Origin of the sequence: Kosakonia arachidis, assembly GCF_900116535.1 — a bacterium.
GTDB lineage: Bacteria > Pseudomonadota > Gammaproteobacteria > Enterobacterales > Enterobacteriaceae > Kosakonia > Kosakonia arachidis.
Genome location: NZ_FPAU01000001.1, coordinates 1,094,008 through 1,116,294 on the forward strand (window position 1 = coordinate 1,094,008; position 22,287 = coordinate 1,116,294).

Below are 22,287 nucleotides of genomic sequence, written 5' to 3' on the forward strand. Positions count from 1 at the left end.
CAGGCCCGACGGACGGGCCTGATAAGACCATGATGAATTTCAGGAATTATTTTTTCCAGAAGTCATCGAAAACGGTGATCGGCGGGCGGCGTTTGTGTTCGGTTTTCAGATACCAGCCTTCGATGATTTTGGCGATACTGGCATCCAGCGTTTTGCCTTCCAGATAATCATCGATATTTTCGTAAGTGACGCCCAGTGCAGCTTCATCAGGCAGCGACGGACGATCGTCTTCAAGATCCGCCGTTGGCGCTTTCTTGTAGAGATGTTCCGGGCAGCCCAGATACGCCAGCAGTTGTTTCCCCTGACGTTTATTCAGACGGAAAATCGGATTGATGTCAGTGCCGCCATCGCCATATTTGGTGAAGAAGCCGGTTACCGCTTCAGCAGCATGATCGGTGCCGACCACAACGCCTTTGGTCATGCCCGCGATGCTGTACTGCGCTTTCATACGTTCGCGGGCTTTCTCGTTGCCGCGAACAAAATCGCTCAGCTCGATGCCTGCATCGCGCAGTGCCTGTTCGCTCGCCAGCACCGCGCCTTTGATATTCACGGTCAATACGCGATCCGGCTGGATAAAGCCGATGGCATCCTGGCAATCTTGCTCGTCTGCCTGCGCGCCGTAAGGCAGACGTACCGCGATAAACTGATACGCTTCATCACCGGTTTCCGCGCGCAGCTCGCTGATAGCCAACTGGCTGATTTTGCCAGTTAGCGTGGAATCCTGGCCGCCGCTGATGCCAAGTACCAGCGATTTAATAAAGGGAAACGTCTTCAGATAGGTTTTCAGAAAATCTACGCTGCGGCGAACTTCTTCTTCGGCGTTGATGCCCGGCTTCACACCCAGCGCCTGAATAATCTCTTGTTGCAGAGTCATTTATCCCTCCGTTATGTCATCCTGCCTGGCAGGTTGCAAATAGTTAATATAGAACCAAATTAACCCCTTGGCGGTAAAACGACAAGGATCACAGATTTGAGTGGTGCAATTTGCTGCGTTTTAGCAGCTTATGCCACTTTTATTAGATTCCTCCGAAAGATATGCCATCGGCAGCCCATAGTTGAAAAATGCACTTTTCTATTCCAGACTTAGATAACACGCTGATACACAAGCGGATACTAAAGAGGATGGAATATGAATAAAAACATCGCAGGAATTCTGGGCACCGCCGCTGTACTGACCATGCTGGCAGGGTGTACTGCCTATGATCGCGCAAAAGATCAGGTTACGCAGCCAGTGGTGAAAGATGTGAAAAAAGGCATGAGCCGCCAGCAGGTGATGCAGGTTGCAGGTCGTCCTTCTTCTGAAGTCACCATGATTCACGCGCGCGGTACCTGCCAGACCTATATTCTGGGTCAACGTAATGGTAAAACCGAAACGTATTTTGTGGCACTTGATGAAACAGGTCACGTGATGAATTCCGGTTATCAAACGTGCTCAGAATACGACACAGACCCGCAGACTAAGCAGTAATTTATTTTTTGCCTGAGCATAAAAAATCGGCCTGATGGCTAATGCTGATCGTTTAAGGATCCGTTGGCCTGGTCAGTATCTCGTGTAAAAAGGGTGCCATGCACATCATGGCACCCTTTTTAAATGTTAAATGGAACTTTCACAGACCCTCGGCATAGCGGTTTCCACTTAGTGCGTACAAGGGTCGCTTTACCTCCGACGTTAATCAGCCGAAAGGTATGGATGCCGACCCCTTCCAGGGGGCGATAGCAGCGCGGGATGCCGCGATCCGGCACCGCCCTGAACCATGGAGAAGCGAACAAAAACCGGCGTGATTTTCTCCGGATCGGAGAGACAATCGGCTTCAGTTATGTCGCTCAGGTTGCAATAGGGCTGAAAATAGCCGTGCTCCGCTGAACCACACACGTGCACGATCCGTTCCGGAATGCGCTCATGGTCAAAATGGGTAATCTTCTGACGCAGAATGAAATCTTCCAACAGTATGGGGCCACGTACCTGGCGCGGTTGGCTGTTCGCCAGTCGCAGTAGGCTGAGGAAGGACGGTTAGAATTATCTTCTGGCGCAATGGGATCCAACTCCGGGCGGGGCTTGTTAGCCTCATGTACCGGGGCATATTGGGAGCTGTTGCGACATTGAACTCGTCTCCTGTTTTCATTGCGGAAAAATGGTCGTTGTTATGGCAAAACCCCTCTAACGATAGAACATTATCCTGCTGCTGCGCGGCAGCCTGGCATATAGCGGTTCGATGAAAAAGCTGAGAAAAGTATGCCAGAGGCGACGGGTAGGGTAACAATCGGCTATGATAGGTCTTTCATGTCTGTAGATTTTGTCTTTAGTGAATGCATCGCTTATGAAACCTCTTCGCCAACAAAACCGAGTCGTTATCAGCTATGTCCCGCGGGTTGAACCCGCTCCGCCCGATCATGCCGAAAAAGTGGACGGATTTCGTGATGTCTGGCTGCTGCGCGGTAAATATGTCGCTTTTGTGCTGATGGGTGAAAATTTTCACCGTTCACCGGTTTTCAGCGTCCCGGAAGCGGCCCAGCGCTGGGCAATGCAGATGCGTCAGCAGGACGAACTCGACGAAGAGTAATGCTGGCGCTACGGCTGGCTGAGCGCGGCGACAGTATAATCAGCAAACTGTTACGGATCGAATGTACTGCTGGCAGCGCAGGCGATGTCACAAGCGGGAGGCAATAGGACGTTTTGCCAAAGCGTGTCAGACCAATGTCGTGACGGGGCGGGAACTGATTTTTGGGCAAAACCCTTTCACATCATGTGCTGGCAAAAACGTTGATTGTTGCACTGAATAGCAACAATCGGTGAGATATAAAAAAGGCGGGGATATTCCCCGCCTTGTCGTCTTTGCCTTAACGATGCGCCAGTTCGGCGTTGTCTTCGCTCTCCAGAATGACTTTGTCGGTCTGCTTCAGCCACTGGCTGGTCAGCGTCCCGGCGGTCATGGAGCCGCTCACGTTCAGCGCGGTACGACCCATATCAATTAACGGTTCAACAGAGATGAGCAGCGCCACCAGCGTAACCGGCAGGCCCATAGCTGGCAGTACAATCAGAGCGGCAAATGTCGCGCCACCGCCGACACCCGCGACACCGGCGGAGCTGACGGTAACAATCCCTACCAGTGTGGCAATCCACACGGGATCCAGCGGGTTAATGCCGACAGTAGGCGCCACCATGACGGCCAGCATTGCCGGGTAGAGGCCTGCACAGCCATTCTGACCAATCGTTGCGCCGAAAGAGGCCGAGAAGCTGGCAATCGATTCCGGTACGCCCAGACGTCGGGTTTGCGCCTCCACGTTCAGCGGAATTGACGCGGCGCTGGAACGGCTGGTGAAAGCAAAGGTCAGCACCGGCCACACCTTGCGGAAAAATTTCAGTGGGCTGACGCCGTTAATGCCCAGCAGCAAGCCGTGCACGACAAACATAATGCCGAGGCCCAGATAGGAGGCGATAACAAAGCTGCCTAGCTTGATGATATCCTGAATGTTGGAGCCCGCTACGACTTTAGTCATCAGCGCCAGGACGCCGTACGGCGTAAGCTGCATCACCAGACGCACCAGTTTCATCACCCAGCTTTGCAGCGTGTCGATAGCGGTCAGCACTCGCTGCCCTTTCGGCGCGTCATCTTTCAACAATTTCAGCGCAGCGACGCCGAGAAAAGCAGCAAAAATCACGATGCTGATGATCGAGGTCGGGTTCGCACCGGTCAGATCGGCAAACGGATTTTTTGGCACGAAAGAGAGCAGCAGTTGCGGTACAGTCAGATCGGCCACTTTACCAACATAATTGTTCTGGATGGCATTCAGACGCGCTGTTTCTGCGGTTCCCTGTACCAGACCTTCGGCAGTCAGGCCAAACAGGTTAGTCACCAGCACCCCAACCAGCGCAGCAATCAGCGTCGTAAACAGCAGCGTGCCGATGGTTAAGAAGCTAATTTTACCCAACTGGGAGGCGTTATGCAGGCGCGCGACGGCACTTAAAATAGAGGCGAATACCAGCGGCATCACGATCATTTGCAGCAACTGGACATAGCCGTTTCCAACCACGTTAAACCATTGAATAGAGGTTTTCAGTACCGGGCTGTCAGCACCATAGATAGCCTGTAGTGCCAGGCCGAAGACTACGCCAAGTCCTAAGCCGACCAGCACTTTTTTGGCCAGGCTCCACTGTTTGTGGCGCGCCTGCGCCAGCAAAAACAGCAATGCCACGAACACAACGACGTTCGCGATTAATGGAAGATTCATCCCCGTTCTCCTGATTTCATTATTCGGTTAACCTTGCAGGTTAATCCAGTGGCGCAAGGTTAGCAGAAGTGCCAGGGTGGCTTTATATCCAAATGGAATGTTTTATGCCAAAGGTAGCAGAATTGCGGGTTTAATGGCCAGATTGTGGATGAATAAAGTGATTAAACTGATTTTGCATTGAGTTTATCATCTGTGATGACCAGCGAATTGCACCGTTTTCGGGCAACGATTGCGGCATCCACACCGCCCAGGTGAAAAGCACCATACATAATACGCGTTCCAACTGGTTGCCTTTTTGCGGGGCGAGAATCGGCAGGCGAAAGCGCCAGCGACAAGGCCATAGTAGCGGTACACCGGCGGGCGTCAGCATATCTGCAAGAATGTGACTCAAATAGCCCACCACCATTCCCTGCAATGCATCCGCAGGGACAATCCAGCTCTCGGGGACTTTTAGCGTAAACAACGCGAGCGAGAGAAAAACTGCCAGCAGGCTGTGCGTAAATCCCCTATGGCCGAAGACTCGCGCCACTGGCTTCGATATCCACTTCAGACGCTGGCCGAGGAAGGATTTCGGGTGATCGATATCCGGTAACAGGCATGTAAGAATGGCCGACGGAACAATATGCCACCAGTCACCCTGGGCAAGAATGGGTGTTAATTCGGCATTTTTGGCAAACACCGCGCAGGCAATGGAAAAAAGCAGATGTCCTTCCGCCGTCATGATCAAACTCGCTAAACTGTTGATGTATACAGTATAGGATGTTTATACAGTAGGCGGAAGAGGTGACGTTGTAACTCTTTGTCACAATCCTTTGAGATTATCGCGCCAACCAGCCACCATCGACGGCGAGGGTGAAGCCATTAATGTAATCGGATGCCTGTGAAGCAAGAAACACTGTCGCGCCTTTTAAATCTTCGGGCTCGCCCCAACGCCCGGCGGGAATGCGATCGAGGATCTCCTTACTGCGGTCGGCGTCTTCTCGCAGTTGCTGGGTGTTATTGGTCGCCATATAACCTGGTGCGATAGCGTTGACATTAATCTGGTGCGGCGCCCACTCGTTGGCCAGTAGGCGGGTCACCCCCATCACGCCGCTTTTCGACGCGGTATAAGAGGGTACGCGGATGCCGCCCTGGAAAGAGAGCATCGAGGCAATATTAATAATTTTGCCGCCGTTATCCTGTGCGATAAATTGCCGGGCGACGGCCTGCGACAAAAAAAAGACCGTCTTCAAATTCAGATTCATGACGTCATCCCAGTCTTGCTCGCTGAAATCAAGCGCGTCGCAACGTCGAATGGCACCAGCGTTATTCACCAGAATATCCACCCGACCCATCTGATCCACTGTCTGATTAACAATATCATCCAGCCCATGCTGGTGTCGCAGATCCGCCTGCACAGAAACAAAACGACGCCCGAGAGCCTTTACGCGTTCGGCAGTGTCGTGTGGAATTTTTCGGCCCACGCCGACAATATCGCAGCCCGCCTCCGCCAGTCCTAATGTCATTCCCTGACCCAGACCGGTATCGCACCCGGTTACAATGGCCACTCTACCTGCAAGCTTAAAGGCATCCAGTATCATGTTCTCTCCGGCGTAATTATTATTGTTGTGACAGGGCATCAGCGCTTGAGGATCAGAATAAGAGGTGGATAAGGAAAATACAAATAAAAATGAAATGATGTTTCAAAAAACGAAGGGCAGCAAAAGCAGCTACCCTGGCAGGATTAGCCGAAAATATGGGTAGTGGTGAGCTGTTCGAGGCTGGTGAGCCTGGCGTTAGCCAGCACATAACGAGGATCAGCGCGATGTTCTTCATCCGGTACCACAATCGAACGCATCCGCGCTGCTTTGCTGGCAATCATGCCATTGACTGAATCTTCCAGTGCCACGCAGGCCAGCGGATCTACGCCCAACTTTGCGGCACAATCCAGATACACTTGCGGGTGCGGTTTGCTGTAGGGCAACTTTTCCGCCGAGGCCAGCGCATCAAAGCTGTCGCGCAGTTCAAACATCGCCAGCACTTTTTCCAGCATATGTAACGGCGATGCGGAGGCCAGTCCGACCAGAAGGCCGTTGGCTTTACACAATGCAATGGCGTCATGCACGCCAGGCAGTAGCGGGCGTTTCTCTTCAACCAGTGAAATTGCGCGCTGAATAATGCGCTCGGTCACTTCTTTGCGATCCGGGCCGTCCCACGGTTGCTGTGCGTACCAGAGTTCCACCACCATATCGATGCGCAGGCCGAGCGTGTCAGGCAATTCGTGGCGTCGGCTAATATCCACGCCAAGGCTTGCCACAACCTCCAGTTCGGCGCGATCCCAGAGTGGCTCGGAGTCGATAAGTAATCCATCCATATCAAAAATGGCAGCATGAATTTGACGAGAAACTGTCATAAAACCTCTCTTTTTATGGCATGTCGCCGGGGAATAAACGGTAAATGTGGTTAAACGTTCATCATACCGACTTTAAAGATCAGGCGAAAATGATTATCAGCAGGTAGACTAAGGCGAAAACAGTGCGTCACTCACAAGGGGAATCCATGACGTATCAACAAGCTGGACGCATCGCCATTCTGAAACGCGTTCTGGGTTGGGTGATTTTTATTCCGACCGTAATATCGACAGTCATTTCTGTGCTCAAATTTATGTATGACCACAGTGAAAAACAGCCAGGCATTAGCGCAGTGATGCTGGATTTTGCCCATGTAATGATTGATATGATGCGTTTTAATACGCCTTTTCTTAACCTCTTCTGGTATAACTCGCCGACGCCCGACTTCCACCATAGTCTGAACATTGTGTTCTGGTTTATCTACGTGCTTATCTTTGTTGGTCTGGCGTTGCAGGCCTCCGGCGCGCGCATGAGCCGTCAGGCGCGTTTTCTGCGTGAAGGGGTGGAAAATCAGATAATTCTTGAGCAAGCCAAAGGGCCGGAAGGGTTGTCTCGCGAGCAGATCGAAGCGCGCATTGTCGTGCCGCACCACACCATTCTGCTGCAAATTTTCCCACTGTATGTGCTGCCGGTGATTATGATTATCGCGGGATACTTCTTCTTTTCATTGCTGGGCTTTCTGTAAGCAGTAACAGGCCCGAACGCAATAACGTTGCCGGGCCTGTCTGTTCTACGCTGCCAGTACGCGATCAAGCGCTTTCTGCGCGTTCAGCAGATGTTCGCCCCCAAAAAGAATGGCCCGGTTGAAGAGCGTATAAAGCTGGTAGATCGGCTGACGTTCGGGGAAATCAAGGGGCAATGGCGAGACTGACTGGTAGCCGTCATAAATTTGCGGCGGCTGGTCCGGATGCAATGGCAGCATCGCCAGATCGCACTCCCGATCGCCCCAGTAACAGGCCGGATCGTAAATATAAGGACCGTCTGGCCCCAGCGCACAGTTATCGGACCATAGATCGCCATGCAGCAATGACGGCTGTGGCTGGTGGGAGCTCAGGCGCTGCTGAACATGCTCGACAATGGCGTCGATATTGCCGAACTCCATACCTTTTTCCGCCGCCATCTCCAACTGCCAGCCAATACGCTGTTCGGCAAAAAACGTTGACCAGCGGCGCTGCCAGGCATTGGGCTGTGGCGTGGTGGAAAGGTCGTTATCAAAATCGAGGCCAAACTGCGGTTGATCGCTCCACTGATGCAGGCGCGCCAGTTGCTGACCGAGTAGAAACGCGTTGTGCGCATCCAGTGGGCGGGTTGGGAGATATTCCATGACCAGAAAGCTGTAGTCGCGATCGCTGCCCACTGCCCACACAGTCGGCACTTTTACCGTATTGCTGCGCGCCAACAGTGCGAGCTGATCGGCTTCGGCGGTAAAAATAGGCAACAGTTCACGTTCATCGCATTTAACGAAAAGTTCACGACCTGCGTAACGGACATGCCATGCAGCATGGATTTCGCCGCCTGGCAGCTCATCCCGCTGCTCGATCTCGCCACTTCCCAGTTGTTCGCGTAACAGACCACTTATCGCTTGCCACATGATGTCTCTCCCATGTAATCAGCCAGATCATAAGGTTAGCGCACTAAAGCTGTGAAAATATACGACGTAACGCACACCTGCGGGACGGGTGGTGCGCCATGGCACTTAATGCTCTTTTTGCTGCCACGCCTCCCAGGTGCTGACAGTGATGTCGGCCTCTTCAGCCACCGCGGCGGCGGCTAATCCATGGGCGAGTTCAAGCACTTCCTGTTCGTTAAGCGCACTGATGAGCCCAAAAGTGTTGGTGCCCAGATCGTGAACATTGTCATCTTCATCAGTCATCGTGAGCAGAAAACCCGCACGTGTAAAGTAGTTATTAAGTTCGTTGATTTCGGCCAGACTTTTCTCATGAAATTTCACCACGACTACGTAGCGCTGGATACTGTCGCTGCTCATATGTCACCTCGTTGTAATCCTGAAGGTTTTTTTAGCATAGTCGTCAGGCGCTATTTGTCGATTATCAGGCATTACGCAAATAGTCGTAGATCTGTTGCGTGTCGGCTAGCGCGCACAGGCGAGTACCATGATTAATCGTGGCAGCGCTCCCAGCGGCAACACCATAACGGACCATATCGTCCAGCGGAGCATCGTGCGCCAGTTTTAGCGTCATTGCACCCACCATACTGTCGCCAGCGCCTACAGTGCTCTGACTCTTTATCGGCGGTGGCACGATCTGCACGCATTGGCTCGAATCGACGGCCAGCGCGCCCTGCGGCCCCAGGGATACGACGACGCGTAGCGCTTTACCGCTATCAACAATCTCCTGTGCTGCTTTGCGCACATCATCCGGCTGGGTTAACTCACGGCCTACCAGTGCACTCAGTTCTTTCTGATTCGGTTTGACCAGTTCGATGTTGCCGATAGACAGTGCAGCGCTAAGGGCTTCGCCGGAACTGTCAACGATGCAGCGTAGGCCATGCTGCTGTGCGCTTTTAATGAGTTGCGTCAGTTTCCCGACGGTAATGCCTGGCGGCAGACTGCCGCTCACTACCAGTAACGCGCCAGGCTCAATGGTGAGCACTTTTTCTTCGAGTTGGCGAAACTCATCTTCACTGAGGCTAGCGCCAGGCATGACAAAGCGGTACTGCTCGTTGTTGGATTCAACGTGAACATGCAGGTTCTGCCGTGTCCAGTCTTTGGCGTTGACACTGATGGTGGGCACGTTTTCATCCGCTAACAGCGCAGTTAGGTGTTCGCCGGTTGCTCCACCAGCCGGAAAAATCGCTGTGGCTTTACCGCCAAGATGGGTAATGGCTCTTGCGACATTAATGCCGCCACCGCCAGGCTCAAAAACAGGTGTAGTGCAGCGCAGTTTTCCTTCTGGATAAATCTGCGGGGTTAATGTTGCGCTGTCCAGTGAAGGTGCCAGCGTCAAAGTATAAATCGCGACCATGATGACCTCCTTTTTCTTCGGTTACAGTAAGCCTGGCACTGAATCAAGCGAAGGGAAAGTAAATAACAGCCTGATTTAAATATGGTATTGATTAAATTGGTTTAGAGGGTTAATAACCATTTGTTGTTTTTGAGATCTCTCTTATTCAAAAATTCCAATAAGATTTCATTGATATGTTTAAGCGGCCTTTTTATAATTTGTTACCTTTCTTTGGAACGTTAGCCGTTGATCCTGATGAAAGTTTCCAGGACCGTGATGGTCTCTTTTTTTTGCTGTTCGGACTCTAAAAAAATGAAGCTTTTGAAGACAGTACCCGCGTTTGCGCTGGCCGTGGGCGTATTTGCGGCAATGAATGCCGCCGCAAATGATACCGTTTTTACTGTCATGGATGACCCATCCACCGCGAAACACCCGTTTGAAGGTAGCGTGAACGGTGGCTACCTGGGACAGGCCGGCAACACAAAGAGCTCCTCTTTGACTGCCGATTCCACCCTGACCTGGTACGGCAATACCACTGCATGGTCTCTGTGGGGCAACGCCAGTAATACTTCATCGAACGATGTTCGTTCGTCTGAGAAATATGCCGTTGGTGGTCGTAGCCGTTATAACATGACGGATTATGACTATATTTTTGGCCAGGCCAGTTGGTTGACCGATCGCTATAACGGTTATCAGGATCGCGATATATTTACTGCTGGTTATGGTCGTCAGTTCCTGAATGGTCCGGTTCATAGCCTCCGCTTTGAATTCGGTCCTGGTGTTCGTTACGACAAGTACACCGATGACAACACCAAAACCACCGCGCTGGCTTATGCGTCAGGTACTTATACCTGGCAAATAACCGATACCACTAAATTCACTCAGGGTGTGTCTGTGTTTGGCGCGGACGACACCACGGTGAACTCAGAAACAGCGCTGGAAGTGGCCATTAACGCCCATTTTGCATTGAAGATGGGCTACAACCTGACCTGGAACTCCCAGCCGCCTTCAACTGCGCCAGATCATACCGATCGCAGAACGACGGTAACGTTGGGTTATAAGATGTAACACGCAGGGCCGGAAATTCCGGCCCACTGTTTTTGTTTATGCTATTTCTCCGTGTTTTATATTGAATTTCATTTAAGTAATTTTTCTCTTCACATTGTCTTCATAATTAATTGACTGGACACATATTCAATTTATTTGACACGAATGGACAAATAAATTTGCTGGCAATAATGTGATGCAGATCTACAATATCATTATAGCCAAAGAAAATGGCTCAGCAAATAATGTGCGTATTACAGAAAGAGAACTCAATTATGAAAACAATCAAAACTGCCGCAGTTGCCATGGTGCTTTCTGCACTTTCCTTTGGCGTCTTCGCGGCTCAGCCTGCCACTTCAGCCAGTCAGAGCAACACGAATATCACTAACATCGAAGCGGGCTCCAATATGATGCCAGTTGCGCAATCTACTCACGGGACCAACGATCAGGCATTTGATGCGCATACCCTGGTTGCCGGTGAATGGAATTAAGTAGATTCTTGGTTAATTCATTAACTTTGAAAAACCGGAGAGTGTTGTACCGGTTTTCGTATTTATATCGTAATGTAAAGTTAGCGCCGTGTATGTTATCGAACATTGACGAAAAGTGATGGTGTTTTTTTAAAAAAACTGCCATTGGTAACTCGGCTGATAAATAGATTATCTCTTTAACTCCGCAGCAAAGACAAAATATTTTCTGCCGATTGGTTTGCCACTTTGAGTACGGCATCCTGCCCCTGTTGTAATATTTGTGCTTTTACCATCTTGCTGGTTTCCAGTGCATAATCCGCGTCTTCGATACGGCTTTTTGCCGCCTGAGTGGCCACATTTTGTTGCGCCAGTACCGATTTTGACGATTCAAAGCGATTGATAAACGCACCGTATTGAGAACGGTAGCGACTGACTTTCTCCTGGGCGCTATCAAGTGTTCCCATCGCATCGCCTGCGGTCACCATCGAGCGAAGATCGGTATTCAGTAACTCCAGTGATTTCAGATCTGCTGGGGTGGTTGGCATAGTCACGGCACCAATCTCTTCATTAAAATTTGCACTGGTGACCACCTCCCAGGGAAAACTCTGCTTTGGCGGTTCGGTGGGAGTGATTTTAGGCGTGGGTAGCGCGCCCCAGCTCAGGTTACTGGTAAACGAGCCGCTACCGACAATCATCACTACCAAATCTTGCGTAACATTATCTATTTTGATACGTTCCAGCCGGTTGGAACCATTACTGCCGTCGTTGTAGGCGCTGCCCGGTTCGTAGCGATCGCCATCACCGCTGTAGCGGATGATCATGCCGTTGTAATTAAGCGTTGCACTGCCATCCAGCACCCAGTTAGTACCCCCTTCTATCAATAAGGAATCATCATAGGTTGCACCTGCCTCAAAGCCGTTGGCCTCGGTTAAAACGCGACTGGTCGCTTTTGCCGGGTCGGTAATTCCGCGGCTTTTCCAGGTGTAATCCGGATCGGTACCGGTAATCGGCGTACCGGCAAGGTGCTTGCCATCTCTCGTCAAGAGCTGAATGTCATCATCAAGCCCCAATGAATCAATGGTGAGGGTGATATCCTTCGCCCCTGCGGGAATATATGCCAGCGAGATAATTCCCGAGCTGAATGTGTAATTCATTCCCGCAATGGGAAATTTTGTGTCCAATGGCGGAACCTTACCGATTAATTCTGGTGGCAGATCCGGAGCATCAGTGGCCAGCGGGTAGCGCCCAAAAATTTCTGTGCTTTCTGAAATGTACTGAATATTATCAAGGATTTCTTGATATTCAGCATGCAAACTTTCCCGGTCACTTACCGACAACGTACTGTTACCAGCCTGAATGGCCAGGCCTTTCGCACGGATCAACAATTCATTGACGGTACTCAGGTTACCCTCGGCGGCTTGCGCCATACTTATGGCATCGTCAAGTCCGCGTGAAATCACAGTATCTGAGTTAACATTGGCGCGCATACGGTTAACAATCGCCTGGCCTGCAGCATCGTCTTTCGCACCGTTGATGCGCAATCCTGATGATAACCGCGCAATTGATTCCTGTAATGCTGATGTCGTTTTCTGGCGGGAGGACAGATTAAGACCGACCATTTCATTGTAGTTAATCGTCTGCATCGCTGAGCTAATTCATTCGCGTTTCTAATGAATCATTCATCGGCAGTAGAGGCACGTAACTTTAAGGTAAATTTATCAGTCGGTTCAATATGTGAGCATCTGCTTGAAAGTGAAGGAAGTTATCTGTAGGGGTTACAAAGAGGCGGTTTATCCCTATTCTGATGCCAGTTAAGGCAGGCAAAACCACAACAACCGGAGGAGCAATGGGGAATTCTAAAGATGAGGCGTTATACGAGGAGATGTGCCGGGTGGTGGGAAAGGTGGTCCTCGAGATGCGCGATCTGGGGCAAGAACCAAAGCATATTGTCATTGCCGGCGTGGTCAGAACGATGCTGGCAAATAAGCGAGTCACGCGTTCTGCGTTAACGCAGGAAGCAATGGAAACAGTGATCCACGCGCTGGGATATCAATCCTGATAAATAATGCAGAAAGGCACGCTTGCGCGTGCCTTGTGTGAGTGCGAGTCCATCCTTCAAAGCAGTCAGCGCCGTTTTTTATGACGATCCGGTAAACTTCTTGCTGATTTTATGCTGCGGTGTTTATAAAAAGAAAAAATAATGATCGCAAGGAGCGCGATAATGATAACCGTATAAACAATTGCCATGCTTTATCATTAAGTTAGATGTTAATGGGAAGCCAACTAGACTGCCAGTGGGAGTGTTGTGTCAAGTTGGCCACTAAAAATCAGATTAAACGTATTCCATGCGATTAATTTTTAAGCATTTTTTCAATAACAATCATCACTGCCGTTTATTAATATTCTGTTTTCAGACGTTCAGATCTGCCACGCTGGGGTGAATAAAAAAACACCCATTTGCTGTTATATCTCGAAAATTTCGTTTTGTATGTTTTTTTCTGTGGCAGGCCGAAACTGTAGTGGACGGGTACTGCTGTTGTGACAACTCGATGGGTTGTATCGGGAGCTAACTTGATGAATTGTCAGTTGCTGTGACTGACAATTCACGCAGGAAATGTTTTACCGCAAGCGGACAGGATCAATTTCCGCCATGATTAAACTGGCAATATCCTGTTTTTGATGTACCTTTCCATGTTTTATGATGATCTGCCTTGCTTCTTCATATCCCGGCGCCCAAAGCTGATTGTTGAGGCGTACATCTTTGTAGATAGCAATGAGTGGTTTCTGCCAGGCTGCAGCTATATGCACGATCGAGGTATCAGGCGAGATAATCAGATCGACTTGCGCAATAAGAGCCATCGCATGATGCAGGGTTTTAAAGGGATTTACGACGACTCTGTCTGGAAGGGGCAGGTGGATCTCTTTGCGGTGATCGAGCAGAATAATATTTACCGCAGGATAGGTGGACTGCAACTGTTCAATAATTTCCGCGAGTTGCGTCTGGGATAAACATCGATCCTTATTACTGGCAAAGATATTAATGAGAATCTTACGGCCTTCGATGTCTTCCAGAAATTGTTGCGTTTCAGCATAAATATCCTCTGGGATATGCAGGTCATAAGTTCCCAGTTGTTTTTTATCTAACTGTAGATAGTCTGCGATGAGAGAAAAGGTTTTACTGACATGCCAGTTTGCGCAATCAAAATCAAAGGATTTTGTATAATGGTTTATCGAGGGCCATTTATTAAATCCTAACACAGCTTTGGCTTTTATTTGTCTTAACAACAACAGTCGATGTACCGGGATACCCAACAGTGTCGGATCAATAACAATATCATATTTATTATTAGCTAACTCAGTAATAACAGAACGGGGGACATTATGGGTGAATTTTTGGCGATAGCTGGAGGACGTGACATTTTCCGCCTCGTAGATATGGCGAATGTAGGGGTTATAGCGCATGACCTGACTGTTTGATTTTGTCAGCAGAAAATCAACGATATATCCTGATTTGTGCAGACATTTAACCAGTGCGGAATCGACGACGACATCGCCAATTGCCCCTTCGTTGCGTATTAACAGAACTTTTCTCGCTGAGGTTAAATCCAGTTCGCTTCGGGCCGGGATGTCCCATAGCATTTTCGCGATATAAACGCGTAGCAGCATACGTATTTTTTTTATAAAGTAATTACGTCGCCTGTTGAGGGCTCTTATTTTTTTAAATTTTCCAACAGGCATCTCTGTTGCTTTTTGTTGCATCATTACTACCTTTTCTTTGTTCACAATAAACATTCCTGCTATTTTTTCTAACGAGGGCGCAGGACGGTAAAAATCATTCATCCAAAATTTTTAGTTATTCCAGTAAGATGGTTGATATTTTTCCTTTGATTATATCATGGGAAATTGAAGAGATGATAGATAAAATGTGAATTCGCTGTGTTTTTCCGATAGCTCATATAAAACGGCTGACTTGTATAATTGCCGTATTGTGGGAGCCTTCATTGAAGGCGAATTTATTGTTGTTCGTGTGCCATGAGGGCATCACCAGACTCATCCTTGCGCTGTGTGCAGGAATATGATTCTGTTCACGCTTTTATGTCGCCGCAATGCCGTGTACTATTGTTGGGCGTTATCAACAGGTGGGGATGGGCACAGTCAGGTTTTCGTACAACCTGGTGTGCGCAGTTTGCAGAGTGAAGCAAATAAACATCCTTAACATGCTGATATAAATAAATTATTTAATTTTGTATGTGCTCTTTCGTGTGGGGCACCACTGCAAATAAGGAAATGAAATGCCTGTAATTACTCTTCCTGATGGCAGTCAACGCCATTACGACCACGCCATAAGCCCTATGGATGTTGCGCTGGATATCGGTCCAGGACTGGCGAAAGCCTGCATCGCTGGCCGCGTTAATGGTGAACTGGTTGATGCTTCTGATATTATCAGCAGTGACGCCAATCTCGCCATCATCACCGCTAAAGATGACGATGGTCTGGAAATTATCCGTCACTCCTGTGCACACTTGTTAGGCCATGCGATCAAGCAATTGTGGCCGAATACCAAAATGGCGATTGGCCCGGTTATTGATAACGGCTTCTATTATGACGTTGATCTTGACCACACCCTGACACAGGAAGACATCGATGCGCTTGAAAAGCGTATGCATGAGCTCGCCGAAACCAACTATGACGTCATCAAGAAAAAGGTGAGCTGGCAGGAAGCGCGCGAGACCTTTGTCAAACGCGGAGAAAACTACAAAGTTTCCATCCTTGATGAGAACATTGCTCATGATGACAAACCGGGCTTGTATCATCATCAAGAATACATCGACATGTGCCGTGGGCCGCATGTACCTAACATGCGTTTCTGCCATCACTTCAAACTGATGAAAACAGCAGGGGCTTACTGGCGCGGCGACAGCAACAACAAGATGTTGCAGCGTATCTACGGCACCGCGTGGGCAGATAAAAAAGCGCTGAATGCCTATCTGCAACGCCTGGAAGAAGCGGCAAAACGCGATCACCGTAAAATCGGTAAGCAACTCGATCTGTATCATATGCAGGAAGAGGCGCCGGGTATGGTTTTCTGGCATAATGATGGGTGGACTATCTTCCGCGAACTGGAAACATTTGTTCGCTCTAAGCTAAAAGAATACCAGTATCAGGAAGTGAAGGGCCCATTCATGATGGACCGTGTGTTGTGGGAAAAAACTGGCCACTGGGACAACTACAAAGATGCGATGTTTACGACGTCTTCCGAGAACCGTGAATATTGTATCAAGCCGATGAACTGCCCGGGTCACGTACAGATTTTCAACCAGGGCTTAAAATCATACCGCGATCTGCCGTTGCGTATGGCTGAGTTCGGTAGCTGCCATCGCAATGAGCCTTCGGGTGCGCTGCACGGGTTGATGCGCGTACGTGGCTTCACTCAGGATGACGCCCATATCTTCTGTACGGAAGAGCAGGTGCGTGATGAAGTGAACGCATGTATTCGTTTAGTCTACGATATGTATAGCACCTTCGGTTTTGAGAAAATCGTCGTCAAACTCTCTACTCGCCCGGAAAAACGTATCGGTAGCGATGAGATGTGGGATCGTGCTGAGGCGGATCTGGCGGTTGCGCTGGAAGAGAACAATATCCCGTTTGAGTTCCAACTGGGTGAAGGCGCATTCTACGGTCCGAAAATTGAATTTACCTTATATGACTGCCTCGATCGTGCATGGCAGTGCGGAACAGTACAGCTAGATTTCTCTCTGCCAGCTCGTCTGAATGCTTCATATGTAGGCGAAAGCAACGAACGTCAGGTTCCGGTGATGATTCACCGCGCGATTCTTGGTTCTCTGGAGCGCTTTATCGGCATCCTGACTGAAGAGTTCGCTGGCTTCTTCCCAACCTGGCTGGCGCCGGTGCAGGTAGTGGTCATGAATATCACCGATTCACAGTCTGAATACGTTAATGAATTGACGCGTAAACTACAAAATGCGGGCATTCGTGTAAAAGCAGACTTGAGAAACGAGAAGATAGGCTTTAAAATCCGCGAGCACACTTTACGTCGTGTCCCTTATATGCTGGTTTGCGGTGACAAAGAGGTTGAAGCCGGCAAAGTTGCCGTGCGCACCCGCCGTGGTAAAGACCTGGGGAGCCTGGACGTAAATGATGTTATCGAGCAGCTGCAGCAAGAGATTCGCAGCCGCAGTCTTAAACAATTGGAGGAATAAAGTATTAAAGGCGGAAAACGAGTTCAAACGGCGCGTCCCAATCGTATCAACGGCGAAATTCGCGCCACGGAAGTTCGCTTAACAGGTCTGGAAGGCGAGCAGCTTGGTATTGTGAGTCTGAGAGAAGCTCTGGAAAAAGCTGAAGAAGCCGGGGGTGATTTAGTTGAAATTAGCCCTAACGCCGAGCCGCCCGTTTGCCGTATAATGGATTACGGCAAGTTCCTCTATGAAAAGAGCAAATCTTCTAAGGAACAGAAGAAGAAGCAAAAAGTTATCCAGGTTAAGGAAATTAAATTCCGGCCTGGTACAGATGAAGGCGACTATCAGGTAAAACTCCGCAGCCTGATTCGCTTTCTCGAAGAGGGCGATAAGGCCAAAATCACACTGCGTTTCCGCGGTCGTGAAATGGCTCACCAACAGATCGGCATGGAAGTGCTTAATCGCGTGAAAGACGATCTGAATGAACTGGCAGTTGTCGAATCTTTCCCAACGAAGATCGAAGGCCGCCAGATGATTATGGTGCTTGCTCCGAAGAAGAAACAGTAAGGCCATCAAGTAATTAAACCTGTGGGCCTCAGACTCACGGGTTTGGTTCGCCTTTGTTTCGTTTATTAACAATGCGAAGTGGAAGTTAAAAAATGCCGAAAATTAAGACCGTACGCGGTGCTGCTAAGCGCTTCAAAAAAACCGGTAAAGGTGGTTTTAAGCACAAGCACGCTAACCTGCGTCATATTCTGACCAAAAAAGCTACTAAGCGTAAACGTCACCTGCGCCCGAAAGCCATGGTTTCTAAAGGCGATCTGGGTCTGGTAATCGCGTGCCTGCCGTACGCATAAGTCGTTAACCTTTAACTTTTTTAAGAATATAGATACAGGAGAGAGCATATGGCTCGCGTAAAACGTGGTGTGATGGCACGTGCACGTCATAAGAAAATTTTGAAACAAGCTAAAGGTTACTACGGCGCGCGTTCACGCGTTTACCGTGTTGCCTTCCAGGCTGTTATCAAAGCTGGTCAGTACGCTTATCGTGACCGTCGTCAGAAAAAGCGTCAGTTCCGTCAACTGTGGATCGCACGTATCAACGCAGCAGCACGTCAGAACGGTATCTCTTACAGCAAATTCATCAACGGCCTGAAAAAAGCCTCTGTTGAAATCGACCGTAAGATCCTGGCTGACATCGCCGTATTCGACAAAGTGGCATTCTCTGCACTGGTTGAAAAAGCGAAAGCAGCTCTGGCATAAGCCAGTTTAAGAGAGGGAGCCTGGCTCCCTCTTTTGCTTTAAAGTTATCAATACATTGACATTTTGCAGTGGTGCGTTTTCAATAGTCCATCATCGTCACTTACCCTGTTAAGGTAACGCAAGCATGAATGCTGCTATTTTCCGCTTCTTTTTTTACTTTAGCACCTGAATCCGGGAGGCTAGCGCGTGAAAGAAGAAACGGAAAACAGCGCCTAAAAGCCTCCCTGGTGGAGGCTTTTTTTATACACGTCATCCTTCAAGCTGCCTCGCTGAAACTTGAATGATTTAGTGTACATAAGTGCGACGAATGAATATCGCCACATAACGAGGAAAATCATGTCACATCTCGCAGAGCTGGTTGCCAGTGCGAAGGCAGCCATTAACGATGCTTCAGATGTCGCCGCTCTGGACAATGTCCGCGTCGAATACCTGGGCAAAAAAGGGCACCTGACCCTTCAGATGACCACCCTGCGTGAGCTGCCGCCAGAAGAGCGCCCGGCTGCCGGGGCAGTGATCAACGAAGCAAAAGAGCAAGTTCAGCAAGCGCTGAATGCCCGTAAATCGGATCTGGAAAATGCTGCGCTGAATGAACGTCTGGCTGCCGAAACCATCGATGTCTCCCTGCCGGGTCGTCGCGTGGAGAATGGGGGATTACACCCGGTAACCCGTACGATCGATCGTATTGAGAGTTTCTTCGGTAAACTGGGCTTTACCGTCGCTACCGGCCCGGAAATCGAAGACGATTACCATAATTTTGACGCGCTGAATATTCCGGGTCATCACCCGGCACGTGCGGATCACGATACTTTCTGGTTTGATACGACGCGTTTGCTACGTACCCAGACCTCCGGTGTGCAGATTCGTACCATGGAAAATCAGCAGCCGCCAATTCGCATCATCGCCCCTGGACGCGTTTACCGTAACGATTATGACCAAACGCATACCCCAATGTTCCATCAGATGGAAGGGCTGATCGTAGATAAAAACATCAGCTTTACTAACCTGAAAGGTACCCTGCACGACTTCCTGCTTAACTTCTTTGAAGAAGATCTGCAAATTCGTTTCCGCCCGTCTTACTTCCCGTTCACTGAACCGTCTGCAGAAGTCGATGTGATGGGCAAAAACGGTAAATGGCTGGAAGTGTTGGGCTGCGGCATGGTGCATCCAAACGTACTGCGTAATGTTGGAATTGATCCGGAAGTTTACTCCGGCTTCGCATTTGGCATGGGGATGGAGCGTCTGACCATGCTGCGCTACGGCGTTACCGATTTGCGCGCATTCTTCGAAAACGATCTGCGTTTCCTCAAACAGTTTAAATAAAGGCAGGCAAGACAATGAAATTCAGTGAACTGTGGTTACGCGAATGGGTCAATCCAGCTATTGACAGTGAAACGCTGTCAGAACAAATCACCATGGCTGGGCTGGAAGTGGACGGCATAGAACCGGTTGCCGGGGCGTTTCATGGTGTTGTGGTCGGTGAAGTAATGGAGTGCGCTCAGCACCCGAACGCAGACAAACTGCGCGTGACGAAAGTAAATGTTGGCGGCGATCGCCTGCTGGACATCGTTTGTGGCGCGCCAAATTGCCGTATGGGCCTGAAAGTCGCCGTGGCGACAGTCGGGGCGGTGCTGCCTGGTGACTTCAAAATAAAAGCGGCGAAACTACGCGGTGAACCGTCGGAAGGTATGCTGTGTTCCTTCTCTGAGCTGGGTATTTCTGACGATCACAACGGTATTATCGAATTGCCGACAGATGCACCGATTGGCACCGATATCCGTGAATACCTGAAACTTGATGATAATACCATTGAGATCAGCGTCACGCCGAACCGTGCGGATTGCTTAGGGATCATTGGTGTCGCGCGCGATGTGGCGGTACTGAATCAGTCCCCGCTCATTGCACCGGAAATCTCCCCGGTCAGTGCGACAATTATCGACACGCTGCCGATCACAGTGGAAGCTGCAGATGCCTGCCCGCGCTACCTCGGGCGAGTAGTGAAGGGGATCAATGTTAAAGCGCCAACTCCGCTGTGGATGAAAGAGAAGCTGCGTCGCTGCGGTATTCGTTCAATCGATGCGGTCGTGGACGTGACCAACTACGTTCTGCTGGAACTGGGCCAGCCGATGCATGCGTTTGACCGCGATCGCCTGGACGGCGGCATCGTAGTGCGCATGGCACAAGAGGGCGAATCCCTGGTGCTGTTGGACGGTAGCGAAGCGAAACTCAATGCGGATACGCTGGTCATTGCTGACCATAACAAAGCGCTGGCGATGGGCGGCATCTTTGGCGGTGAACACTCTGGTGTGAACAGCGAAACCCAGAACGTACTGCTTGAATGCGCTTTCTTCAATCCACTCTCTATTACCGGTCGTGCACGACGTCATGGGCTGCACACTGATGCTTCACATCGTTATGAGCGCGGTGTTGACCCACAACTGCAATACAAAGCCATGGAGCGCGCAACTCGCCTGTTGCTGGATATCTGCGGCGGTGAAGCGGGTCCGATCATTGATGTCACGAACGACGCTACTCTGCCGAAACGTGCGACCATTCGTCTGCGTCGCAGCAAGCTGGATCGCCTGATTGGTCATCATATTGCCGATGAGCAGGTCAGTGATATCCTGAAGCGCCTTGGTTGCGAAGTCACTGAGGGCCAGGATGAATGGCTGGCTGTCGCGCCAAGCTGGCGTTTCGATATGGAAATCGAAGAAGATCTGGTGGAAGAAGTGGCACGTATTTACGGCTACAACAACATTCCGGATGCGCCGGTTCAAGCCGGTTTGGTCATGGGCGAACACCGTGAAGCGGATCTGTCGCTGAAGCGTGTGAAAACCATGCTCAATGACAAAGGCTACCAGGAAGTGATCACCTACAGTTTCGTTGATCCGAAATTGCAGCAACTGATCCATCCTGGCGAAGAAGCGCTGATTCTGCCAAGTCCCATCTCCAGCGAAATGTCGGCAATGCGTCTGTCGCTGTGGACTGGTTTGTTGAGTACTATTGTTTATAACCAGAACCGCCAGCAGAGCCGAGTACGTATTTTTGAAACGGGTCTGCGCTTTGTTCCTGATACCCAGGCAAATCTTGGTATTCGTCAGGATGTCATGCTGGCTGGTGCCATTTGTGGCAACCGTTATGAAGAACATTGGGATCTGGCGAAAGGTAGCGTGGATTTCTTCGACCTGAAAGGCGATCTGGAATCCGTTCTGGAGCTGACGGGCAAATTATCCGCCATTGAATTTCGCGCAGAAACAAATCCGGCACTCCATCCGGGACAATCTGCGGCGATTTATCTGAAAGATAAACGTATTGGTTTTATTGGTGTTATGCATCCGGAACTGGAACGTAAGCTTGATCTGAATGGTCGCACTTTGGTGTTTGAGCTGGAGTGGAATGCGCTCGCAGACCGCGTGGTTCCTCAAGCTCAGGATATTTCACGCTTCCCGGCGAACCGTCGTGATATCGCGGTTGTTGTGGCTGAAAATGTGCATGCAGCAGATGTTTTGGCCGAGTGTAAGAAAGTTGGCGTAAATCAGGTAGTTGGCGTAAACTTATTTGACGTGTACCGCGGTAAGGGCGTAGCGGAGGGGTATAAGAGCCTTGCCATTAGCCTGATCCTTCAGGATACCAACCGTACACTCGAAGAAGAGGAGATTGCCGCTACCGTTGCCAGATGTGTAGAGGCATTAAAAGAGCGATTCCAGGCCTCATTGAGGGATTGAACC

23 protein-coding genes, 1 pseudogene and 1 other annotated feature are annotated in these 22,287 nt (G+C 49.9%); of the genes and pseudogenes, 13 read left to right on the forward strand and 11 right to left on the reverse strand.

The window, feature by feature from the left end; all coding sequences use genetic code 11:
* Nucleotides 1-46: 46 nt before the first annotated feature.
* Complete coding sequence (nadE, locus tag BM427_RS05300; protein WP_090119838.1) at nucleotides 47-874, reverse strand: NAD(+) synthase; 828 nt, start codon at nucleotides 872-874, stop codon at nucleotides 47-49.
* 255 nt (nucleotides 875-1,129) lie between these two features.
* On the opposite strand from nadE, the gene osmE reads away from it, so the two are divergent.
* Nucleotides 1,130-1,468, forward strand: a complete 339-nt coding sequence (gene osmE, locus BM427_RS05305) for an osmotically-inducible lipoprotein OsmE (RefSeq protein WP_090119840.1) — start codon at nucleotides 1,130-1,132, stop codon at nucleotides 1,466-1,468.
* Between the two features lie 155 nt (nucleotides 1,469-1,623).
* Here osmE and BM427_RS05310 read toward each other — a convergent pair.
* Nucleotides 1,624-2,043 (reverse strand): annotated as a pseudogene (locus BM427_RS05310) (catalase); the annotation flags it as partial.
* A gap of 260 nt (nucleotides 2,044-2,303) precedes the next feature.
* Between BM427_RS05310 and cedA the strand changes: the two are divergent.
* Nucleotides 2,304-2,561, forward strand: coding sequence for a cell division activator CedA (gene cedA, locus BM427_RS05315; protein WP_090119842.1), 258 nt, complete (start codon nucleotides 2,304-2,306; stop codon nucleotides 2,559-2,561).
* A 277-nt stretch (nucleotides 2,562-2,838) separates the two neighbouring features.
* Here the strand turns inward: cedA and BM427_RS05320 are convergent, their stop codons facing one another.
* From BM427_RS05320 to hxpB, 4 genes are all read right to left on the reverse strand, one after another.
* Nucleotides 2,839-4,230: an L-cystine transporter gene (locus tag BM427_RS05320; protein WP_090119843.1), complete on the reverse strand. Its 1,392-nt coding sequence runs from the start codon at nucleotides 4,228-4,230 to the stop codon at nucleotides 2,839-2,841.
* A 130-nt stretch (nucleotides 4,231-4,360) separates the two neighbouring features.
* Nucleotides 4,361-4,951 (reverse strand): metal-dependent hydrolase, encoded by a 591-nt coding sequence (locus BM427_RS05325; protein ID WP_090119845.1) that lies wholly within the window; start codon nucleotides 4,949-4,951, stop codon nucleotides 4,361-4,363.
* Between the two features lie 97 nt (nucleotides 4,952-5,048).
* Nucleotides 5,049-5,810 (reverse strand): 2-dehydro-3-deoxy-D-gluconate 5-dehydrogenase KduD, encoded by a 762-nt coding sequence (gene kduD / locus BM427_RS05330; RefSeq protein WP_090119847.1) that lies wholly within the window; start codon nucleotides 5,808-5,810, stop codon nucleotides 5,049-5,051.
* 143 nt (nucleotides 5,811-5,953) lie between these two features.
* Nucleotides 5,954-6,622, reverse strand: coding sequence for a hexitol phosphatase HxpB (hxpB, locus tag BM427_RS05335; protein WP_090119849.1), 669 nt, complete (start codon nucleotides 6,620-6,622; stop codon nucleotides 5,954-5,956).
* A 146-nt stretch (nucleotides 6,623-6,768) separates the two neighbouring features.
* Here hxpB and BM427_RS05340 point away from each other — a divergent pair, with 146 nt between their 5' ends.
* The gene (locus BM427_RS05340; RefSeq protein WP_090119851.1) at nucleotides 6,769-7,305 is read left to right on the forward strand and encodes a YniB family protein; all 537 of its coding nucleotides are present in this window, start codon (nucleotides 6,769-6,771) and stop codon (nucleotides 7,303-7,305) included.
* A 45-nt stretch (nucleotides 7,306-7,350) separates the two neighbouring features.
* Here the strand turns inward: BM427_RS05340 and BM427_RS05345 are convergent, their stop codons facing one another.
* The 3 genes from BM427_RS05345 to pfkB all read right to left on the reverse strand — a co-directional run bounded on the left by BM427_RS05345 (nucleotide 7,351) and on the right by pfkB (nucleotide 9,604).
* Nucleotides 7,351-8,211, reverse strand: coding sequence for a fructosamine kinase family protein (locus tag BM427_RS05345; protein ID WP_090119852.1), 861 nt, complete (start codon nucleotides 8,209-8,211; stop codon nucleotides 7,351-7,353).
* Between the two features lie 105 nt (nucleotides 8,212-8,316).
* Nucleotides 8,317-8,607: a type V toxin-antitoxin system endoribonuclease antitoxin GhoS gene (gene ghoS, locus BM427_RS05350; RefSeq protein ID WP_090119854.1), complete on the reverse strand. Its 291-nt coding sequence runs from the start codon at nucleotides 8,605-8,607 to the stop codon at nucleotides 8,317-8,319.
* Nucleotides 8,608-8,671: 64 nt separating this feature from the next.
* Nucleotides 8,672-9,604: a 6-phosphofructokinase II gene (pfkB, locus tag BM427_RS05355; protein WP_090119856.1), complete on the reverse strand. Its 933-nt coding sequence runs from the start codon at nucleotides 9,602-9,604 to the stop codon at nucleotides 8,672-8,674.
* Between the two features lie 291 nt (nucleotides 9,605-9,895).
* On the opposite strand from pfkB, the gene BM427_RS05360 reads away from it, so the two are divergent.
* Nucleotides 9,896-10,651 (forward strand): DUF481 domain-containing protein, encoded by a 756-nt coding sequence (locus tag BM427_RS05360; RefSeq protein ID WP_090120687.1) that lies wholly within the window; start codon nucleotides 9,896-9,898, stop codon nucleotides 10,649-10,651.
* A 254-nt stretch (nucleotides 10,652-10,905) separates the two neighbouring features.
* Nucleotides 10,906-11,121, forward strand: a complete 216-nt coding sequence (locus BM427_RS05365) for a YdgH/BhsA/McbA family protein (RefSeq protein WP_090120688.1) — start codon at nucleotides 10,906-10,908, stop codon at nucleotides 11,119-11,121.
* Between the two features lie 176 nt (nucleotides 11,122-11,297).
* Here BM427_RS05365 and BM427_RS05370 read toward each other — a convergent pair whose 3' ends face one another.
* Nucleotides 11,298-12,743 carry a flagellin N-terminal helical domain-containing protein gene (locus BM427_RS05370; protein WP_090119857.1) on the reverse strand — a complete coding sequence of 482 codons (1,446 nt, stop codon included), beginning with the start codon at nucleotides 12,741-12,743 and terminating at the stop codon, nucleotides 11,298-11,300.
* 203 nt (nucleotides 12,744-12,946) lie between these two features.
* Between BM427_RS05370 and fumD the strand changes: the two genes are divergently transcribed.
* Nucleotides 12,947-13,159 carry a fumarate hydratase FumD gene (fumD, locus tag BM427_RS05375; protein WP_090119859.1) on the forward strand — a complete coding sequence of 71 codons (213 nt, stop codon included), beginning with the start codon at nucleotides 12,947-12,949 and terminating at the stop codon, nucleotides 13,157-13,159.
* Nucleotides 13,160-13,719: 560 nt separating this feature from the next.
* Here the strand turns inward: fumD and BM427_RS05380 are convergent.
* Nucleotides 13,720-14,862 carry a glycosyltransferase family 9 protein gene (locus tag BM427_RS05380; RefSeq protein WP_090120690.1) on the reverse strand — a complete coding sequence of 381 codons (1,143 nt, stop codon included), beginning with the start codon at nucleotides 14,860-14,862 and terminating at the stop codon, nucleotides 13,720-13,722.
* A 530-nt stretch (nucleotides 14,863-15,392) separates the two neighbouring features.
* On the opposite strand from BM427_RS05380, the gene thrS reads away from it, so the two are divergent.
* From thrS to pheT, 7 genes are all read left to right on the forward strand, one after another.
* Entirely contained in the window at nucleotides 15,393-17,321 is a 1,929-nt protein-coding gene (thrS, locus tag BM427_RS05385) for a threonine--tRNA ligase (RefSeq protein ID WP_090119861.1), read from the forward strand.
* Between the two features lie 3 nt (nucleotides 17,322-17,324).
* Entirely contained in the window at nucleotides 17,325-17,867 is a 543-nt protein-coding gene (gene infC, locus BM427_RS05390) for a translation initiation factor IF-3 (RefSeq protein WP_090119862.1), read from the forward strand.
* Nucleotides 17,868-17,959: 92 nt separating this feature from the next.
* Nucleotides 17,960-18,157: a 50S ribosomal protein L35 gene (gene rpmI, locus BM427_RS05395; protein WP_001124225.1), complete on the forward strand. Its 198-nt coding sequence runs from the start codon at nucleotides 17,960-17,962 to the stop codon at nucleotides 18,155-18,157.
* 48 nt (nucleotides 18,158-18,205) lie between these two features.
* Complete coding sequence (rplT, locus tag BM427_RS05400) at nucleotides 18,206-18,562, forward strand: 50S ribosomal protein L20 (protein ID WP_007760430.1); 357 nt, start codon at nucleotides 18,206-18,208, stop codon at nucleotides 18,560-18,562.
* Nucleotides 18,563-18,681: 119 nt separating this feature from the next.
* Nucleotides 18,682-18,806: a sequence feature (Phe leader region), on the forward strand.
* Complete coding sequence (gene pheM / locus BM427_RS25660) at nucleotides 18,687-18,731, forward strand: pheST operon leader peptide PheM (RefSeq protein ID WP_001386830.1); 45 nt, start codon at nucleotides 18,687-18,689, stop codon at nucleotides 18,729-18,731. It overlaps the preceding feature by 45 nt.
* Nucleotides 18,807-18,898: 92 nt before the next feature.
* A complete protein-coding gene (pheS, locus tag BM427_RS05410; protein ID WP_090119864.1) occupies nucleotides 18,899-19,882 on the forward strand; it encodes a phenylalanine--tRNA ligase subunit alpha in 984 nt (327 codons plus the stop codon).
* A 14-nt stretch (nucleotides 19,883-19,896) separates the two neighbouring features.
* Nucleotides 19,897-22,284 carry a phenylalanine--tRNA ligase subunit beta gene (gene pheT / locus BM427_RS05415; protein ID WP_090119865.1) on the forward strand — a complete coding sequence of 796 codons (2,388 nt, stop codon included), beginning with the start codon at nucleotides 19,897-19,899 and terminating at the stop codon, nucleotides 22,282-22,284.
* Nucleotides 22,285-22,287: the final 3 nt, after the last annotated feature.

Excerpts from the sequence above, each read along its gene's own strand:
- nadE (WP_090119838.1), bottom strand. The coding sequence starts at position 874 with ATGACTCTGCAACAAGAGATTATTCAGGCGCTGGGTGTGAAGCCGGGC.
- osmE (WP_090119840.1), top strand. The coding sequence starts at position 1,130 with ATGAATAAAAACATCGCAGGAATTCTGGGCACCGCCGCTGTACTGACC.
- BM427_RS05320 (WP_090119843.1), bottom strand. The coding sequence starts at position 4,230 with ATGAATCTTCCATTAATCGCGAACGTCGTTGTGTTCGTGGCATTGCTG.
- BM427_RS05325 (WP_090119845.1), bottom strand. The coding sequence starts at position 4,951 with ATGACGGCGGAAGGACATCTGCTTTTTTCCATTGCCTGCGCGGTGTTT.
- kduD (WP_090119847.1), bottom strand. The coding sequence starts at position 5,810 with ATGATACTGGATGCCTTTAAGCTTGCAGGTAGAGTGGCCATTGTAACC.
- hxpB (WP_090119849.1), bottom strand. The coding sequence starts at position 6,622 with ATGACAGTTTCTCGTCAAATTCATGCTGCCATTTTTGATATGGATGGA.
- BM427_RS05340 (WP_090119851.1), top strand. The coding sequence starts at position 6,769 with ATGACGTATCAACAAGCTGGACGCATCGCCATTCTGAAACGCGTTCTG.
- BM427_RS05345 (WP_090119852.1), bottom strand. The coding sequence starts at position 8,211 with ATGTGGCAAGCGATAAGTGGTCTGTTACGCGAACAACTGGGAAGTGGC.
- ghoS (WP_090119854.1), bottom strand. The coding sequence starts at position 8,607 with ATGAGCAGCGACAGTATCCAGCGCTACGTAGTCGTGGTGAAATTTCAT.
- pfkB (WP_090119856.1), bottom strand. The coding sequence starts at position 9,604 with ATGGTCGCGATTTATACTTTGACGCTGGCACCTTCACTGGACAGCGCA.
- BM427_RS05360 (WP_090120687.1), top strand. The coding sequence starts at position 9,896 with ATGAAGCTTTTGAAGACAGTACCCGCGTTTGCGCTGGCCGTGGGCGTA.
- BM427_RS05365 (WP_090120688.1), top strand. The coding sequence starts at position 10,906 with ATGAAAACAATCAAAACTGCCGCAGTTGCCATGGTGCTTTCTGCACTT.
- BM427_RS05370 (WP_090119857.1), bottom strand. The coding sequence starts at position 12,743 with ATGCAGACGATTAACTACAATGAAATGGTCGGTCTTAATCTGTCCTCC.
- fumD (WP_090119859.1), top strand. The coding sequence starts at position 12,947 with ATGGGGAATTCTAAAGATGAGGCGTTATACGAGGAGATGTGCCGGGTG.
- BM427_RS05380 (WP_090120690.1), bottom strand. The coding sequence starts at position 14,862 with ATGATGCAACAAAAAGCAACAGAGATGCCTGTTGGAAAATTTAAAAAA.
- thrS (WP_090119861.1), top strand. The coding sequence starts at position 15,393 with ATGCCTGTAATTACTCTTCCTGATGGCAGTCAACGCCATTACGACCAC.
- rpmI (WP_001124225.1), top strand. The coding sequence starts at position 17,960 with ATGCCGAAAATTAAGACCGTACGCGGTGCTGCTAAGCGCTTCAAAAAA.
- rplT (WP_007760430.1), top strand. The coding sequence starts at position 18,206 with ATGGCTCGCGTAAAACGTGGTGTGATGGCACGTGCACGTCATAAGAAA.
- pheS (WP_090119864.1), top strand. The coding sequence starts at position 18,899 with ATGTCACATCTCGCAGAGCTGGTTGCCAGTGCGAAGGCAGCCATTAAC.
- pheT (WP_090119865.1), top strand. The coding sequence starts at position 19,897 with ATGAAATTCAGTGAACTGTGGTTACGCGAATGGGTCAATCCAGCTATT.